This window comes from Streptomyces sp. NPDC002994 (assembly GCF_040611155.1).
In the GTDB taxonomy this organism is placed as follows: Bacteria; Actinomycetota; Actinomycetes; order Streptomycetales; family Streptomycetaceae; genus Streptomyces.
Map to the genome: position 1 here is coordinate 72,206 of NZ_JBEXNQ010000029.1, position 16,266 is coordinate 88,471.

Below are 16,266 nucleotides of genomic sequence, written 5' to 3' on the forward strand. Positions count from 1 at the left end.
GGAACGTGCTTCCCCTGACTCGGGGCGTGAGGCGCCCTGTTGGGGGTCTGTGGACCGGCCGATGGCGGCCGGGGTCAGCTTGAACCCTTGGCCGTCGGTGCGGCCGCGGGGGGCGGCACCGCCGCCGCCACCGCCGCCGCCACCGCCGTCCCGTACAGCGCGTGCGCCGCTCGCAGTACCAGGTCGTCGCGGTGGCGCGCCGCCACCAGTTGCAGGCCGATGGGGAGGCCGTCGGCGTCCGTCCCGCAGGGCACGCTCGCCGCGGGCTGCTGGGTGAGGTTGAAGGGGTAAGTGAACGGGGTCCAGCCGGTCCAGCGGCGGTGGCCCGAGCCCTTCGGCACCTCGGCGTCCGCCTCGAACGCGGTGATCGGCAGGGTCGGCGTGACCAGCAGGTCGTACGTCGCGTGGAAGCGGCCCATGCGGCGGCCCAGCTCCATGCGGGCGTCGACCGCCGCCAGGTAGTCCAGCGCGCTGTACCGGGCGCCCACCGCGGTGATCTCGCGCAGGCCGGGGTCGAGCAGTTGCCGCTGCTCCTTGCCGAAGTGCTGTACCAGGCGCGCGGCCCCGCTGAACCAGAGGGTGTGGAAGGCCTCCACCGGGTCGGCGAAGTCCGGGTCCGCCTCCTCGACGTACGCGCCCAGCTCGGCCAGCTTCCCGACCCCCGCACGCACCGCGGCCGCCACCTCCGGCCGTACCGCCACCTGCCCGCCGAAGGACGCCGAGTACGCCACGCGCAGGCCCTTCACCCCGCCGTCCAGGGCCGCGGTCATGCTCCCGCCGGGCGCCAGCTGCGACCAGTCGCGCCAGTCGGGGCCGCTGATGACGTCCATGAGCAGCGCCGCGTCCGCCACGTCCCGTGTCATCGGGCCCGCGTGCGCGAGCGTCCCGAAGGGGCTGGAGGGGTAGAGGGGCACCCGTCCGTACGTCGGCTTCAGGCCGAAGATCCCGCAGAAGGACGCCGGGATGCGGACCGAACCCCCACCGTCCGTGCCGAGCGACAGCGGCCCCGCCCCCAGCGCCACGGCCGCCGCGCTGCCGCCGCTGGAGCCGCCCGCCGTGCGCGACGGATCGTACGGATTGCCGGTCACGCCGGAGAGCGGGGAGTCCGTAACGCCCTTCCACCCGAACTCCGGCGTGGTCGTCTTGCCGAGGAACACCGCGCCGTGCTCCCGCAGCCGCGCGACGGACGGCGCGTCCTCGTCCCAGGTCGCGTCCGGCCGTACGGTCCTCGAGCCCCGCAGCGTCGGCCCGCCGCGCATCAGCAGGATGTCCTTCACCGACACCGGCACCCCGTCGACCAGGCCCTGCGGTTCCTTCCTCCGCCACCGCCCGGCGGACGCCTCCGCCTGCGCGAGGGCCTCTGGTGCGTCGACCCGGACGAAGGCGTTGACGAGCGGCTGTACGGCTTCGATCCGGGCCAGGGCGGCACGGGTCGCATCGACGGGGGAGAACTCACCCTTCTCGTACCCGGCCAGCAGTTGTCGGGCGGTCAGTGCGCTCAGGTCAGTCATGCATGGGGACGTACCCACGTTTCTTGTCCACCACGTTCGGCAGAGGGCTTCCGGAGGCCCAAAGTTCATACAATTCAACGAATTGAGCGCCCAGCTCGTCGCGCCACCCGACCGTGTCCCCGCTCATGTGCGGGGACACGATCAGCCCGGGGACGTCCCACAGCGGGCTCTCCGGCGGCAGCGGCTCCTCGCCGAACACGTCGAGTGCCGCGCCCGCGATCCACCGCTTCTGGAGAGCCGCGACGAGGTCGTCCTCGACGACGAGCGGGCCGCGCCCCACGTTGATGAAGCGGGCGGACGGCGGCATGACGCCGAACGCCGCCGCGTCGAACATCCCGCGCGTCGCGTCGGTCAGCGGCGCGGCGCACACCACCCAGTCGGCGCGTGAGAGCAAGGGGGTCAGCTCCTGCGCGCCGTGCACGCCGGGGCGCGCGGTTCGACCGACCAGAGCGGTGACAACCCCGATAGCCTGGAGGAGGCGCGCGATCTCCCGCCCGATCGGCCCGGAGCCGACGATCACCGCTCTGCTCCCCGCCACGCGCAGGGTCTCCCGGTGGCGCCAGCGCCGTTGCCGCTGGAGCTCCAGCGTGCCGGGCAGGTCCTTCGCCATGGCGATGACCAGGCCCGATACGTACTCGGCGATGGGCAGATCGAAGATCCCGCGGGCGTTGGTCACCACCGTGTCCGACGCGACCAGCTCCGGGCACATGAGGTGGTCGACGCCGGCGCTGGCGGTGTGCACCCAGCGCGGCCGAGGTCCCTCGCCGGGCCACGCACGGCGTACCGCGTCGGAGGTGAAGTCCCAGACCAGAAGCACATCGGCGAGCGGCAGTTGACGGGCGAGCGTGGACTCGTCACCGTGCAGAATGCGGGCCCGTCCGGCCAGCCGGCCCAGGCGGGGCGGCGGGTCGGCGTCGAGGACAAGAAGGGTCTCTTCGGACATGGAGGCGAAACCCCTTCGACACGTCTGAGATGTACGGATTGATGTACGGATTGACCACGCTCGCACCCGAACCTACGGTCGTCAACACACGCACCTGGGGGCCGCATTGGACATCTCCTTCCTCGGCGGACCAAGGCCACAACGCGGCGTAGGCGTCGTGGCCCCCTTCGACTTCGCGCTCGACCGGGAACTGTGGCGCTGGGTCCCCGACGACATCTCGCTGCATCTCACCCGGACCCCCTTCGTTCCCGTCGAGGTCAGCCTCGACCTGGCCCGGCTGGTCAGCGAGCACGAGACGCTGCGGGAGGCGGTGCGGGCGCTGACCGCGGTGGCGCCCGAAGTCGTCGCGTACGCCTGTACGTCGGGGAGCTTCGTCGGCGGCGTGGCCGGCGAGCGCGCCATGTGCGCGGCGATGGCCCAGGCGGGGGAGCTGCCCGCGGTCACCACGTCGGGCGCGCTGCTCGACGCCCTCGGCGAGATGGGGGCGCGGCGGATCGCGCTCGTCACCCCGTACACGGAATCCGTGACCCGCTCTCTGGAGGAATATCTCGCGCAGGCGGGGATAGCGGTCACGGGACGCGCTTTCCTCGGACTGACCAGTCACATCTGGAAAGTCCCCTACCGGGATGTGGTCGACATGGCCCGACAGGCGGTGGTGGGGGCGGCTGACTGCCTCTTCATCAGCTGTACGAATCTTCCGACGTACGACGTGATTCCGCAGCTGGAGGCGGAGCTGCGGATGCCGGTGCTCTCCGCGAACCAGGTCACGATGTGGTCCGCGCTGCGGCGGATCGGGGCGTGCGCCGTGGGGCCGTACCAGCAGCTGCTGATCGACGAGGCGGCGCGGACGCGGTCGCAAGCGCAGGCGCAGGCGCAGCCGCTGGAGCAGCCCCAGGAGCCCCAGCGGCCCCAGCAACAGGAAGGATGGTCATGACAGCGGTCGGGTTTCTCTACCCAGGTCACTCCGCGGAGGACGATTACCCGCGGATCGAGATGCTGCTGCTGGACAGCGATGTGCGGCTGTACGTCGTCCACACCGACATCGGCGAGGACGCGCACCGCGTCGACGCCCTCCTGGAGATGGGCTCGCCGGCGCGTCTTGAGGCCAAGGTGGAGGAACTGCGGCTGGCGGGCGCGGAGGCGGTGGTGTGGGCCTGCACGAGTGGCAGCTTCGTCTTCGGCTGGGACGGCGCGCACGAACAGGTCCGGTCCCTGGCGCGGGCGGCCGGCCTGCCGGCGTCCAGTACGTCGTTCGCGTTCGCCCACGCGGTACGTCAGGTGGGGGCGGCCCGGGTCGCGGTCGCGGCGACGTACCCCGACGACGTGGCGGCGTACTTCACGGACTTCCTGAAGGCGGCGGACATCGAGGTGGTCGCGGCGCGCGGCAGCGGCATCGTCACGGCGGCTGAGGTGGGCACGTGGGGTCGGGAGGAGGTCCTGGAGCTGGCGCGCGCGGGTGACCATCCGGACGCGGAGGCGGTGCTGCTGCCGGATACGGCGCTGCATACGGCGGCGTACGTCCCGGAGCTGGAGGCGGTGCTGGGCAAGCCGGTCCTCACGGCGAACCAGGTCACGGTGTGGGAGGGCTTGCGGCTGGCGGGCCGCCGGGTCCGCTCGAAGCGGCTGGGCACGCTGTTCGCCCCCCGGGAGTAGCCGCCTGCGGCGGGCCTCTGGGGCGCTGCCCCAGGCCGCCCTGGTCCTCAATCGCCGGACGGGCTGGGTTTGCCGGGGTGGGTTGCTGGGGCTCTGCCCCAGACCCTGGTCCTCAATCGCCGGACGGGCTGGGTTTGCCGGGGTGGGTTGCTGGGGCTCTGCCCCAGACCCCGGTCCTCAATCGCCGGACGGGCTGAGCTAGCCGAGGTGGGTTGCTGGGGCTCTGCCCCAGGTCCTGGTCCTCAATCGCCGGACGGGCTGGGTTCGCCGGGGTGGGTTGCTGGAGCTCCGCCCCAGGTCCTGGTCCTCAATCGCCGGACGGGCTGGATTTGCCGAGGTGGGTGGCTGAGGCTCCGCCCAGGCCTTGGTCCTCAATCGCCGGACGGGCTGGGTTCGCCGGGGTGGGTTGCTGGGGCTCCGCCCCAGACCCCGCTCCTCAATCGCCGGACGGGCTGGAGTCGCCAGGGGGCTCATCCGAGCTGAGGGCTTCGCCCCAGCTCGAGGTTGCCGCGCTCCGTGCAATTGCCGCGCTCTGGGACTCCAGCGCAGCAAAATCCAGCCCGTCCGGCGTTTGAGGACGCCCGTAGGGCGTGCGGGGTCTGGGGCTTGCCCCCCACGCGGCGGAGCCGCAGAGTGTCACAGCGGGAAGGGGCGGGGTGGGGAAGGAGCCCGCCGCAGGCGATCCGCGCCGCCCCACCCCCGGGGGAATAACCGGAGCCACCCTCCTGTTGGCGCATTCGGTGCACGCACCGCAACCGCACCGCACCGCAAAACAACGCAGGAGGATAAAACGGTGGACGCGATCCGAGGCACGGCGAGCGGAAGCGCGCCAGTACCCCTTTCCGTACTCGACCTGGCCACAGTCGGCCGCGGCACCACCGCCACCGACGCCCTGCGCACCAGCGTCGCCATCGCCCGCCAGGCCGAGACCCGCGGTTTCCACCGCTACTGGGTCGCCGAGCACCACTCCATGCCCGGCGTCGCCAGCTCCTCCCCGGCCGTGATCCTGGCCCACATCGCCGCCCACACCGACCGCATCCGCCTCGGCTCCGGCGGCGTCATGCTGCCCAACCACGCACCGCTGGTCATCGCCGAACAGTTCGGCACCCTCGAAGCCTTCGCCCCCGGCCGCATAGACCTCGGCCTCGGCCGAGCCCCCGGCACGGACGGCGCCACCGCAGCCGCCCTCCGCCGCACCGAAAGCCTCCGTGAAGGCGCCGACGACTTCCCGCAGCAGCTCGCCGAGCTGACCCGCTTCCTCGACGACGACTTCCCGGACGGCCACCCCTACGCCCGCATCCACGCGGTCCCGGGACCGGTCCAGGGGCCCTCCGCCCGGCCGCCGGTCTGGCTGCTCGGATCCTCCGGTTTCAGTGCCCGCCTCGCCGCCACCCTCGGCCTGCCGTTCGCCTTCGCGCACCACTTCTCGGCGCAGAACACCATTCCGGCGCTCGACCTCTACCGCGAGTCGTTCCGCCCCTCGGCCGTCCTCGACGCCCCGTACGCCCTCATCGGCGTATCGGCGCTCGCCTCGGACGACGAGAAGGAGGCCCGCCGCCAGGTCCTCACCGGCGCCCTGTCGATGGTCCGCCTGCGCACCGGCCGCCCCGGACTGATCCCGACGCCCGAGGAGGCGGCGGCGTACAACTTCAGCTCCATGGAGCGCGAGTTCGTCGACAGCTGGCTCGGCAACGTCATCCACGGCACCCCGGACGACGTCCGCACCGGCCTCGACGACCTGGCCAAGCGCACCGGCGCCGACGAGCTGATGATCACCGCGAACGCCCACGGCGGCGACGCCCGCCTGCGCTCGTACGAACTCATCGCGGACGCGTACGGCCTGCCCCGGACGTAACGCGCAACCTCGCGGCGATCGCCGTCAGACCGTCAGACCCGCTGCGGACTTACGGCGATCATCGCGGCGATACGCTCCGGCGTCACCGCCCGCGAGTACAGCCACCCCTGCCCCGTGTCGCACCCGATCCGCCGCAGCCGCGCCGCCTGCCCCGACGTCTCCACGCACTCCGCCGTGACCGTCAGCCCCAGCCGGTGCGCGAGCTGCACCAGCGCCTCGACAATCGTTTCGTCAGCCGGGTTGGCGTGCGCCTCGTCCTGGAAGCCGCGCACGAACGACCCGTCCAGCTTGAGCACCGAGACAGGCAGTCGGCTCAGATACGCGAGGTTCGAGTAGCCGGTGCCGAAGTCGTCAATGGCGATGTGTACGCCCATGTCGCTCAGCGCCTGCAAGGCCTGCAACGGCCGTCCCGCCGAGCCCATGACCGCGGACTCGGTCAGCTCCAGTTGCAGCAGATGCGGCGCGAGCCCCGTCTCGGCGAGGATCCCGGCGACATCGGCCACCAGATCCGAATCCCACACCTGGCGTACGGCGACATTGACGCTGACGAAGATCGGCGGGGTGCCGGGGTGCGCGATCTGCCACTGCCGGGCCTGCCGGCACGCGGTCCGCAGCACCCACCGGCCGAGCTGGACGATCGAGCCGTCCTCCTCGGCAATCGAGATGAACCGATTCGGCGCCAGCGTCCCGAACTGCGGATGTTCCCAGCGGACCAGCGCCTCCACCCCTCGTACGCCGCCGCCCTCCAGGTCCACCAGCGGCTGGTACTCCAGCGTGAACTCGCCCCGCTCGACGGCCGGGCGCAGCGTGCTCGACAGGGCCTGGCGGGTCATGCGGTGGGCGTTGCGCTCGGGGTCGAAGAGCGTCCAGCGCGCCTTGCCGTCCGCCTTCGCCCAGTACAGCGTCGTGTCGGCGGCCTGCATCAGGCAGGTCGCCGTGGTCCCGGCCGCCAGCCGTTCCACGACCCCGATGGACGCGGACACCGCCAGCCGCTGCCCGCCGAGGTCGAAGGGCTGCTGAAGGGCGCTCAGTACCGCCTGGGCGAGGTCGGCGAGCTGTTCCGTACCGGTGGAGTCCTCGACGAGCAGCGCGAACTCGTCGCCGCCGAGCCGCGCGACCAGATGGCTGCCGGCCCGCGCGTAGCCGTACTGGTCGGCGCACCTGGCCAGCCGCGAGGCCACGGCGGTCAGCAGCCGGTCGCCGACGCGGTGGCCGAGCGTGTCGTTGACGGCCTTGAACCCGTCGAGGTCGAGATAGCAGACGCCGATCCGGCCGGTGCCCCCGTCACCCCCGGCACCCCCGTCGTCGTACGCCGCATTCTCCAGCGCGGAGGTGAGGCGCTCGAAGAAGAGCGTGCGGTTCGGGAGCCGGGTCACCGGGTCGTGCATCTGGAGATGACGCAGCCTGGCCTGGAGCTCACGCCGGTCGCTGGTGTCCGCGACCGACAGCAGGACGGTGCCGCTGTCCGGTACGGGCGTGATGGTGATCTCGGCCCACAGCGATCGGCCGTCCGGGTGTTTGAGCCTGCGCGTGCAGCGGAAGCGGGCGCGTCGGCCGGCGAGGACTTCGAGGTAGGCGTGGAAGCTGCGGGCGTCGGACGCGAGGTCGAGGAGGTCCGCGGCGGACTGTTCACGCAGCTCGAGGGTTTCCGTGCCGAGGAGCTCGGCGAGGGCGGGGTTGGCGGAGACGACATGGCCCGCGCGGTCCACGACGGCCATGGCGAGGTGCGCTGCGTTCCAGGCCGCCCGGTAGTCGCGCAGCTCGGACGCCGAGCGACCGGCGCCATTACTCTGTGTGACGGTCGGCCGGATCGTGTCGGGTGCTGAACCGGGTCCTTCGGAGGTTCCGCTCACCGCTCGCTCCCGCAGGGCATTGATCATTTTTTGATCGCTTACAGAGGTCGTCGGGGTCGTCGGCGGGGTGGGGGACCACCGCCCGGGGCGGATTCCACGCAGGAAAGTGTGCCGATCATAGAGGCTGCCGGGACGGCCGATCCAGCTACGCCGCCGTGACCCCGAGCACGGGGCGGCCGCGGACGATCGTTTCTGCACAGGTGCGCCTTGCGGTGTTCCTGCGTGATCGATTGTGACTTTCCGTGATCCCGCCGGGGTGTCGGCCCATCGGAGGCCGCCGGAGGTGCTGGTCACCCGTGTGGGGCAGTGGAACAGGGCATATCACATCAAAACGCAACAATGTGGGTGGCGTGCCCCGTATTTCCGTACCCGGAGGTCGACGTGGTCCGCCAGCAGACACCCGGGGGAGCCGACCCCGGAGCCGACCCGTCCCGCCGATGCGGGCGCAAGCGCCTGCGCAGTACGGCCGCCGTGTTCACCTCCCTCACGGCGCTCGCCGCCACCTCACTCGTCGCGGGGCCCGCGGTGGCGGCGCGAGGCGACGGGCCGTGCGTGCTGACGCGCACCGCGGCGCACCACTCGCTGGGCCTCGACACCTGGAACCCGGCCTACCCGCGCCCCATACACACCCTCAACGCGGTCATGATCTTCCTGGCCTTCCCCGACTCGGCCCCGATGACGTCCCCGGACGAACTCGCGGCCGACTACTTCCCGGGTACCAGTGACTTCTTCCGGCGCGCCTCGTACGGGAAATTCACGCTGCGGGCACACCCGCAGCGCGAGTGGGTCGAGATGCCGCAGGACTCTACGGCGTACGGGATAGAGCGCGACTGGGACGCCGGGCGGCGCTCGGCGTACCTGCGCGACGCGGTGGCCGCGGCGGACGACCAGGTCGACTTCACCCACTACGACATCGTCTATCTCGTCGCCGACCCGGACGCGCCCGGCGTCGACTCCGACGCGACCAAGGTCGTCAACTTCGACAAGCCGCTGCACGCCGACGGCCGGGACATCAGGCGCATCGTCACCGTCTTCGAACAGCATCCGCCGGACCGCAATGTGCTGGCCCACGAGACCGGCCACGTCTTCGACCTCCCCGATCTCTACCACCGGCCGGTGGACGGCAAGGGCGACTGGGACACCTACGTCGGCGACTGGGACGTCATGGGAAGTCAGTTCGGGCTCGCCCCGGAACTCTTCGGCTGGCACAAGTGGAAGCTCGGCTGGCTGGACACACGGCAGGTGGCCTGCGTGGAGGGAACCGGCCCGACCCGGCTCACGCTGGAGCCGCTGGCGGCGGAGCGCCCCCGGGGCGCGACGGGCGGTACGCGGCTCGCGGTCGTACGGACCGGGAAAGGCAGCGTCCTGGCCGTCGAGGCGCGCAGCGGGGCCGGGAACGACGAGTCGCTGTGCGCGGAGGGCGTGCTGATCTACCGGGTACGCAACGGGGCGGCCTCCGGCGGCGGGCCGATCGACGTGGTGGACGCCCATCCGGAGACCGACGCGTGCTGGGACCGGTCGGTGTACCCGCCGCTGGCGGACGCGCCGGTGGGGGAGGGGGAGACGTTCACGGTGCCGGGGGAGGGGACCCGGGTGGAGGTGGCGGAACGTACGCGGTCGGGGGCGTGGACGGTACGGATCACGCCAGGCGTCTGACCTGGGGCGTCTGACCTGGGGCGTCTGACCTGGGGCAACGAAAAAGCCCCTCGCTCTCGCGAGGGGCTTTTCCCGTCTGTGCGCCGCCAGGGACTCGAACCCCGGACCCGCTGATTAAGAGTCAGCTGCTCTAACCAACTGAGCTAGCGGCGCCTGCTGACGTCGTAGACATTAGCACCCTGTTCGGCGGGAGGAAAAATCGATATCCGGGCCTTGGCGGCCGGGCCGGGGCGGGCCGCCCGTACGCACGCCCAGAGCATCGCCTCGGGGCCCGGCAGCCACGGATGACGCACGTCGGGGGCGACCAGCCAGCGCGGTTCCGCGCCGGCTGGGGCGGCCGGTTCGCTCAGCGGGGGGACGGTCACGGCGTCGCCCGAGCCGTGACACAGGACCGGCGGCGGCACGGCGCCTTTCGCGCCGCCGTCCGTGGTGTTCCCCGTACGTCCCCACTCCTCCCAGGCGAGCAGTGACGGGAGCCGGTGGGCGGTGCCCGGGCAGGTGAAGAGCAGCATGCGGCCGCGGTGGGTGGCGACGGGGCCGGAGCCGGGCCCGTCCGCCCATAACCGGTCCAGCATGCGCCGGCCGAAGACCGCGGGGACGCTCACGACGTCGAACGTGGAACCGCAGGGCAGGACGCAGGGGTCGGTGGGGCGGGCCTCCCAGAGCGAGAGGGTGCTGCGCGGGTACGCGGCGGCGGAGGCGAGCCAGGCCGCTCCGGCGGCGGTGACGTGGGCGGGGGTGTTGGAGTGTGCGTACGAGGGGTGCGGGGCGTACGGGGTGACGTCGTCTTGCTTGCAGGCGGTCATGGCGCCTACATCTACCGGGAGTAGCCGTTCCGTTTCGGCGAGTTGCCGGAAATCGGGACAGGGCGGGGCGGTAGGGGGTATCTTGCGGCCCGGCATATGCCACAAGCCTTTGGCTGTGCGGTTACGGATGCCGTTACGGATGCTTCGGGCCGCGCAGGAGGTCGCGGCCGAACTCGACCATCTTCTTGGCGTAGTCCTCGGTCCAGTCGGCGCGTTGTGCGATGTCCGCCGCGGACAGCCGGTCGAAGCGCTTGGGGTCGGCGAGCTGGGCGGCCGCGATGGCCTGGTACTCGGTGGCCCGGTCGGCCGCGGTCCGGAACGCGAGCGTCAGCTCCGTGGCACGTTCCAGCAGCTCACCGGGGTCCTCCATCGACTCCAGGTCGAAGAAGTGCTCGGGATCGGCGGCTGCCTCCGAAGGCTCGAAGAGCAGCGGCGCGGGGCGCAGTCGCCGCTCGGTGCGCTCGGGTTCCGCCATGGGTTTTCCTTCCCTCTCGCGGCCATGCGTGCTCGATGGCCACCGTCCATTGTCCCGGACCGTGCAAGTACGCCTCGGGTGCGCGGCGTCGCCTGCGGCGGGCTTGTTCCCGGTACGCCCTCCGGGCGTGTCCTCAAACGCCGGACGGGCTGGATTCGGCAGCACCACTCAGCCCTCCGGCGTTTGAGGAGCGGAGTCTGGGGCGGAGCCCCAGTTCCTCACCCCCGGTACCGCACCCGGTGTTCCGCCAAGTGCGCCAGCACCGCGTGGTTCGCCTCCCACCCGTCCGGGAACTTGACCGTGACGCCAAGCTGCACCGGCTCCGTCGACGGATGCTCATCGAGCAAATCCGCCACCCCCTCCCGGCACACCACCACACACGCGTGCCGATGCCGCGAAGCCAGCACGCACAGTCGCCCCGTCTCCAGATGGAACGCCGTCGCGTCCGGCCGCCCCGACAGCGGGTGCAGCACCACCGTTACGTCGAACTCGCGTCCCTGGAGCCGGTTCGCCGTATCGACCGCGACGCCCACCACGCCGAGGTCGGCCAGCGCCGCCCGGACCGCCGCCGCCTGGTCGCGGTGGGCGGTGCCGACCGCGACGCGGTCCGCCGTCACCGGGACCGGGTCGGGGGAACGCTCGCTGACCGCCGCGCCGCCCCGGTCCAGGAGGCGGCGTACGACCTGGGCCACCGCCCGCACCGCCTCCGGGTCCGTACGCGGGGTGTGCCGGGCCGGGAGTTCCAGCAGCCCCCAGCCCGAAGCGGCCGCCTCGTCCAGCACCCGGTCGGGCCCGGAGCCGTCGGAGGCCACCCCGAAACTGAGCCGCCGGTCGCCGTGGCCCGTACCGCTGCGGAAGGGCGTGTACGGATAGAACGCGTCCGAGACCAGCGGCGCGGCCGACGCCGGGAGCCGCCAGGACACGGGCAGCCGGTGCTGCGGCAGCTCGGGGTTGTGGGCCAGCAGGGTCGAGACCGCGCTGGCCGACGGGTCGTACGACAGCCCCGCCCACTGGTCCGCGCCGACGATGGAGAACGGGTCCAGCTGACCCGGATCGCCGACGAACAGAGCCCGCTCGAAGAGCCCCGCCACGGCGAGCAGCGCGTCCGAACGCATCTGGTACGCCTCGTCGACGATCGCGTGCGTCCACGGGTCCGTGGTCTTCACGTGCGCCCACTTCGCGGCCGTCGAGATGACGATGTCCAGGCCCGCCAGATCGCCCGCCTTCGCTGACTTCCGTACGTGTGCCAGGTCGTCCAGGGCCTTGTCGTACGGGTCGGTGTCATTGCTGTGGAGGCGGCCGACCGGGAGGTCAGGTTCCTTCTCCGCGAGCCGCAGCACCAGGTCGTCGACCTGGGCGTTCGTCTGCGCGATCACCATCAACGGGCGTCCGGCCGCGGCCAGTTCGAGCGCGGCCCGCACCACGAGCGTCGACTTGCCCGCGCCGGGCGGCGAGTCCACGACAACGCCGCGGTGCGCGCCGTGCAGCGTGTCGTGGAGGATCGCCGCGGTCGCGCGCCCGGCCTCGGCGCCGGGGTCGAAGCGCGAAGCCCCGGCGGAGAGGGGGTGGTTCACAGGAGGTCCTCCGAGGTCGTGCGGTCGGGTCGGCGGCTGACGCGCCGACGCGCCGACGCGGCGGCGGGAGCGGGACGGGGACGGGGGCTGGGAGTGGGAGTGGGAGTGGGAACGGAGTGGGTCACAGGAGGTCCTCCGCCGTTACCGGGTCGGGGTGCTCCGCGCCCGCCCCCGGGGGGCCGCCGTGCGTCCAGGGGGTCGCTTCCGGGTCGGGCAGCTGGGGGCCACCGCGCTGGTCGTGCTCGAAGAGCGTCCAGCAGATCCGCTCGCCCTTCTCCGGCACGGACCCCGGCGCCGGCTCCTTGCCGCGGCCCATCTTGTCGGTCACCCGCAGCACCAGGACGCCGGTCTCGTCCTCGTCGTACCGCACGAACTCCGCGGTCTGCGGTCTGCCGTCCAGCGAGCGGTAGACCTTCGTACGCTCGCCCAGGTGCGGGGCGTCGTCCGTGCGGACGGCGACCAGGGGGCGCGGGCTCGGCCGTTTGCCCTCGCTCATGGTCATCACCACGTCCAGGACCTCGCAGGTGAACGCCTCGCCCGCGAGCCGCCGCCCGGCCATCACCAGCGGATCGTCGAGCGCCTCCTGCGCCTCCAGCTGCGCCTGCGCGGTCTCGCGGGACGCGAGCTTCTGTGCGGCGGTCACCGCGTCGTCGCGCCGGGGCTGCGGCGGCTCCCCGGCCCGTACGCGGTCGCGGTGGCCGGTGTACGACCAGCGGTCTCGCGTCCAGCGGTCCGTGGCCCGCGTTCCCTCCGGCAGCTCCCGGAGGAGGTCGAGCCCGCGCCACACGGCGTTCCAGGTGGGCAGCATCTGATCGCGGAGCAGGTTACGGATGTGCCGTTCGGCGGCGGCCAGTTCACCCAGGTGCGTGTCCGCCGCGAGGCCGTCCTCGGCGGCGGCGAGCGCCTTGCGGGCCCGGTCGTAACGGTCGATCGCGGGCGCCAGCAGCTTGTTGTCGAACGCCGGGTCGGTCGCGGGGCCGGCCGGCGGGCACACCAACTGCCCGTCCGCGTCACGCTCCAGCTCCGCGCGCAGCGCCGCGTCGGCGCCGGACTCGCACTCCGCGTTCTCCGGGTCGATCCAGGCCAGCAGCGCGCCCAGATGCTGGTCCTCCAGGTTGGACTGCCCGGTCGCCCAGTGGCGGCCCAGCAGATCGGTCGCCGCGAGGAGGAGCGAGGACCCGGGCACCCGGGCGCGCTCGCCGTAGTGCGTCAGCCAGCGGCCGAGCAGCGGGATGTGCGGCGGCGCGGGGTAGGGGGTGTCCGGATCCTGCTCTGCCGTACGCCGGAAGCGCATCGAACGCCCGAGGAGCCGTACGTACTCGATGCCCGCCCGGCTCGGCACGATCAACTGCGGTGCGTCCGCGCAGAGTTCGACCTCGACCTTGACCCGCTTCCCGGTCTCGGGGTCGGTCTCGTTGCGCTCCGCCGCCTCGATGTCGTCGGCGTACCCGTCGATGTACGGCAGGACGGTCTCGGCCAGCTCCGCCAGAAACGCGAACCGCAGGTCGCGGTCGCGGGGCTGCGTCACGGCGAGCAGTCGCGGGGCGTCCCGGTCGGTGCCGACGAGCGCGCCGAGCGGTGCGCCGGCCTCGCCCGCGGTGGTCAGCGGCACGAAGACCATCGGGCGCTCGGACAGGTGCCGGTGGCGGACGGTGGCCAGGGTCTGTGCGCGGCCGCTGCGGACGGCGTCGAGCCGGGCGAGGGTGCTGATCAGCGACATGTCGCGCCTTTCTGTGGGCGGCGGGCAAGTTCCCCTGCCGGCACCTTCCCGAGACTGGGGCTCCGCCCCAGACCCCGCTCCTCAAACGCCGGAGGGGCTGAAAATGCCGCCAGCGCCTCCGACCGCAGTGCCGCCGCCCGGCGCAGCGCCGCCACCGTTGGGTCGGCCGGGTCGCCGGACTCGCCCTCCGCCGCTGCCAGGACCTCGCCGATCGTCGTCAGGCCGCCGAGCTCACCGCGCACACTGCGGCCCAGTGCCTCCACCGCGCCCGCTGCCCGCGCCTTCGCGCGGCAGTGGAAGGCCAGTTCGCACGCGGCCAGGCACTCCGGGGCGTACGCCGCGTCGACCGAATCCACCGCCGCTGCCAGGTCCTCCGCCGGGCGGTCGACGTCGAACGTCGTGCCGGGAGGGAGCGCGGCGGCCAAGTCCTCGATGCGCGTCAGGCGCTCCAGCTGGCGCCGGGTCACCGACCGCTGCTTGCGTACGTCGACGGCCGACGCCGCCGGCAGGTTCGAGAAGTCCTTGGGGCAGACCAGCAGCACCGAGTGCCGCACCTCGGCCCCCTTCACCTTTGCCGCGACCCGCTCCAGCGCCAGGACGTACACGGCGGCCTGGCGCGCCGCCGCGCCGACCTTCGCCGCGTCCGCCGAGCCGTCGAGCATCGGGAAGGACTTGATCTCGACGACCGTCCAGTGGCCGTCGGGGTGCACCACCACCGCGTCCGGCTCCAGGTACGCGGGGGAGCCCGCCACCTCCAGGGCCAGCATCGGGTGGTCGAGCAACGCCCAGGCCCCGGCCGCCGTGGCCTCGCGCAGCGCCAGCGCCGTACGCGCCGCCCGGCCCTCGGGGCCCGCCGCCGCCAGGTCGGGTACGTGCGTCTCGCCGGGCACCGGCGCCTCGCAGCCGGTGGTGGCGCCCATCCGTTCGTACAGCAGCCGCATCAGCTCCGTGCCGCCGTCGGCCTTGACGCGGGCCTCGAAGGCATTGCCCCGCATGAACGCGAACTGCGACTGGCCGAAGGCGGAAGGGGAGCCGAGCGCCGCGGCGAGCGCGGCCTTGTTCACCCCCGCGCCGTCGAGCAGCGCGCGGCGCTTGCAGCCCGGGTTGGCGGCGAGCGCCGCCAGCGCACGCGCGTCCAGGGGCAGCGGTGCGACGGACGGGCCGCGCAGCTCAGCGAGCCGCTGCCGGAGTGCCCTCGCCGGCGCTTTCGCTGCCGCTGTCGCCGTCGCCTGCGGAGGCACCCGCGGAGGTGCTGGTTCGGGTCCGCTGCCCAGGGATTCGCTCACCCTCGGAAGTCTCGCATCCGGCACTGACAACGCCGCCGGCAACGAGGGATTTCACCCCGCCCGACCGGGGGAGGAAACGGTCCCGCAGCCGGTTGGTCAGACGCATGAAAGGCCTGGTCAGGGCCAGTCCTATGCCCATCACGGCGGCGCCCGCCACGGCGTCGAGGAAGTAGTGGTTGGCCGTCCCCATGACCACGAAAGTGGTCAGCAGCGGGTACGCGACACCGAGCGACTTCATCAGCGGCGTACGCCCGTGCCGCCACAGCATCACTCCGCACCACAGCGCCCAGCCCACATGCAGACTCGGCATCGCCGCGTACTGGTTGGTGAACCCGCCCAGCCCGCGCGGCGCGCTCGCCTCGGCGCCCCACCAGCCGTACGCGCTGTACTGCGCCATCGTGTCGACGAAACCGTGCCCCGCTTCGAGGAGGCGGGGCGGGCAGGTCGGCATGAGCGTGAAGCCGATCAGCCCGAGGAGGGTTGACAGCATCAGCCAGGTCCGCGCGGCCCGGTAGCGGACCGTGCGCCGCCGGAAGAGCCAGACGAGGATCGCGGGGGTGACGACGTAGTGCAGCGACGCGTACGCGAAGTCGGCGGGTATCCCGATCCACGAGTGTGCGGTGAACAGCCGGTTGAGGGGGTGCTCGGCGTTGAGATACAGGAGCTTTTCGACGCGCAGTATCGCCAGTCCGTGCTCCACGGCAGTCGCCTCGCCGCCGCGTACGAGCAACCGGCCGCCGGTGTACGCGGCGTAGACGACCAGGATGAGCAGCAGCTCGGTCCACCAGCGGGGCCTTGGGCGGGGCGCGGTGTCCTGCATCCGGACAATCTCCATTTGTCTGCATGTGCGGCCTATGGGCTGACTGGCCACCCTTTCAACCGTACGGTGTATGGGAACACGTACACGCACCGGGTACGCGAGTAGGTGGACGTG

The 16,266-nt window shown here is 72.3% G+C and carries 13 protein-coding genes and 1 tRNA gene; 4 read left to right on the top strand and 10 right to left on the bottom strand.

Features of this window, described 5'->3' with window-relative positions; translation table 11 throughout:
* Positions 1 to 74 precede the first annotated feature (74 nt).
* Both ABZX79_RS30605 and ABZX79_RS30610 read right to left on the bottom strand, forming a co-directional pair.
* Positions 75 to 1,511, bottom strand: coding sequence for an amidase (locus tag ABZX79_RS30605; RefSeq protein ID WP_355264830.1), 1,437 nt, complete (start codon positions 1,509 to 1,511; stop codon positions 75 to 77).
* Entirely contained in the window at positions 1,504 to 2,454 is a 951-nt protein-coding gene (locus tag ABZX79_RS30610) for a D-2-hydroxyacid dehydrogenase (protein ID WP_355264833.1), read from the bottom strand. Before ABZX79_RS30610 ends, ABZX79_RS30605 begins: the two co-directional genes overlap by 8 nt.
* Positions 2,455 to 2,560: 106 nt before the next feature.
* Here ABZX79_RS30610 and ABZX79_RS30615 point away from each other — a divergent pair, with 106 nt between their 5' ends.
* From ABZX79_RS30615 to ABZX79_RS30625, 3 genes are all read left to right on the top strand, one after another.
* Positions 2,561 to 3,388 (top strand): decarboxylase, encoded by an 828-nt coding sequence (locus ABZX79_RS30615; RefSeq protein ID WP_355264836.1) that lies wholly within the window; start codon positions 2,561 to 2,563, stop codon positions 3,386 to 3,388.
* Positions 3,385 to 4,107: a decarboxylase gene (locus tag ABZX79_RS30620; protein ID WP_355264839.1), complete on the top strand. Its 723-nt coding sequence runs from the start codon at positions 3,385 to 3,387 to the stop codon at positions 4,105 to 4,107. The genes ABZX79_RS30615 and ABZX79_RS30620 overlap by 4 nt, the downstream gene beginning before the upstream one ends.
* 793 nt (positions 4,108 to 4,900) lie before the next feature.
* A complete protein-coding gene (locus ABZX79_RS30625; protein ID WP_355264842.1) occupies positions 4,901 to 5,962 on the top strand; it encodes an LLM class flavin-dependent oxidoreductase in 1,062 nt (353 codons plus the stop codon).
* Between the two features lie 32 nt (positions 5,963 to 5,994).
* Here the strand turns inward: ABZX79_RS30625 and ABZX79_RS30630 are convergent, their stop codons facing one another.
* Entirely contained in the window at positions 5,995 to 7,842 is a 1,848-nt protein-coding gene (locus ABZX79_RS30630) for an EAL domain-containing protein (protein ID WP_355264845.1), read from the bottom strand.
* A 318-nt stretch (positions 7,843 to 8,160) separates the two neighbouring features.
* Between ABZX79_RS30630 and ABZX79_RS30635 the strand changes: the two genes are divergently transcribed.
* Entirely contained in the window at positions 8,161 to 9,471 is a 1,311-nt protein-coding gene (locus ABZX79_RS30635; RefSeq protein WP_355264848.1) for a M6 family metalloprotease domain-containing protein, read from the top strand.
* A gap of 79 nt (positions 9,472 to 9,550) precedes the next feature.
* On the opposite strand, the gene ABZX79_RS30640 is transcribed toward ABZX79_RS30635, so the two are convergent.
* From ABZX79_RS30640 to ABZX79_RS30670, 7 genes are all read right to left on the bottom strand, one after another.
* Positions 9,551 to 9,624, bottom strand: a tRNA-Lys gene (locus tag ABZX79_RS30640).
* Positions 9,615 to 10,277 carry a hypothetical protein gene (locus ABZX79_RS30645; RefSeq protein ID WP_355264851.1) on the bottom strand — a complete coding sequence of 221 codons (663 nt, stop codon included), beginning with the start codon at positions 10,275 to 10,277 and terminating at the stop codon, positions 9,615 to 9,617. Before ABZX79_RS30645 ends, ABZX79_RS30640 begins: the two co-directional genes overlap by 10 nt.
* Before the next feature lie 133 nt (positions 10,278 to 10,410).
* Positions 10,411 to 10,752, bottom strand: coding sequence for a hypothetical protein (locus ABZX79_RS30650; RefSeq protein ID WP_214969125.1), 342 nt, complete (start codon positions 10,750 to 10,752; stop codon positions 10,411 to 10,413).
* A 218-nt stretch (positions 10,753 to 10,970) separates the two neighbouring features.
* Positions 10,971 to 12,326 carry an AAA family ATPase gene (locus ABZX79_RS30655; RefSeq protein WP_355264855.1) on the bottom strand — a complete coding sequence of 452 codons (1,356 nt, stop codon included), beginning with the start codon at positions 12,324 to 12,326 and terminating at the stop codon, positions 10,971 to 10,973.
* Between the two features lie 121 nt (positions 12,327 to 12,447).
* Positions 12,448 to 14,046 carry a hypothetical protein gene (locus tag ABZX79_RS30660; RefSeq protein ID WP_355264858.1) on the bottom strand — a complete coding sequence of 533 codons (1,599 nt, stop codon included), beginning with the start codon at positions 14,044 to 14,046 and terminating at the stop codon, positions 12,448 to 12,450.
* A complete protein-coding gene (locus ABZX79_RS30665; RefSeq protein ID WP_355264927.1) occupies positions 14,037 to 15,287 on the bottom strand; it encodes a hypothetical protein in 1,251 nt (416 codons plus the stop codon). Before ABZX79_RS30665 ends, ABZX79_RS30660 begins: the two co-directional genes overlap by 10 nt.
* Positions 15,217 to 16,152, bottom strand: a complete 936-nt coding sequence (locus tag ABZX79_RS30670; protein ID WP_355264861.1) for a phosphatase PAP2 family protein — start codon at positions 16,150 to 16,152, stop codon at positions 15,217 to 15,219. Before ABZX79_RS30670 ends, ABZX79_RS30665 begins: the two co-directional genes overlap by 71 nt.
* Positions 16,153 to 16,266 lie beyond the last annotated feature (114 nt).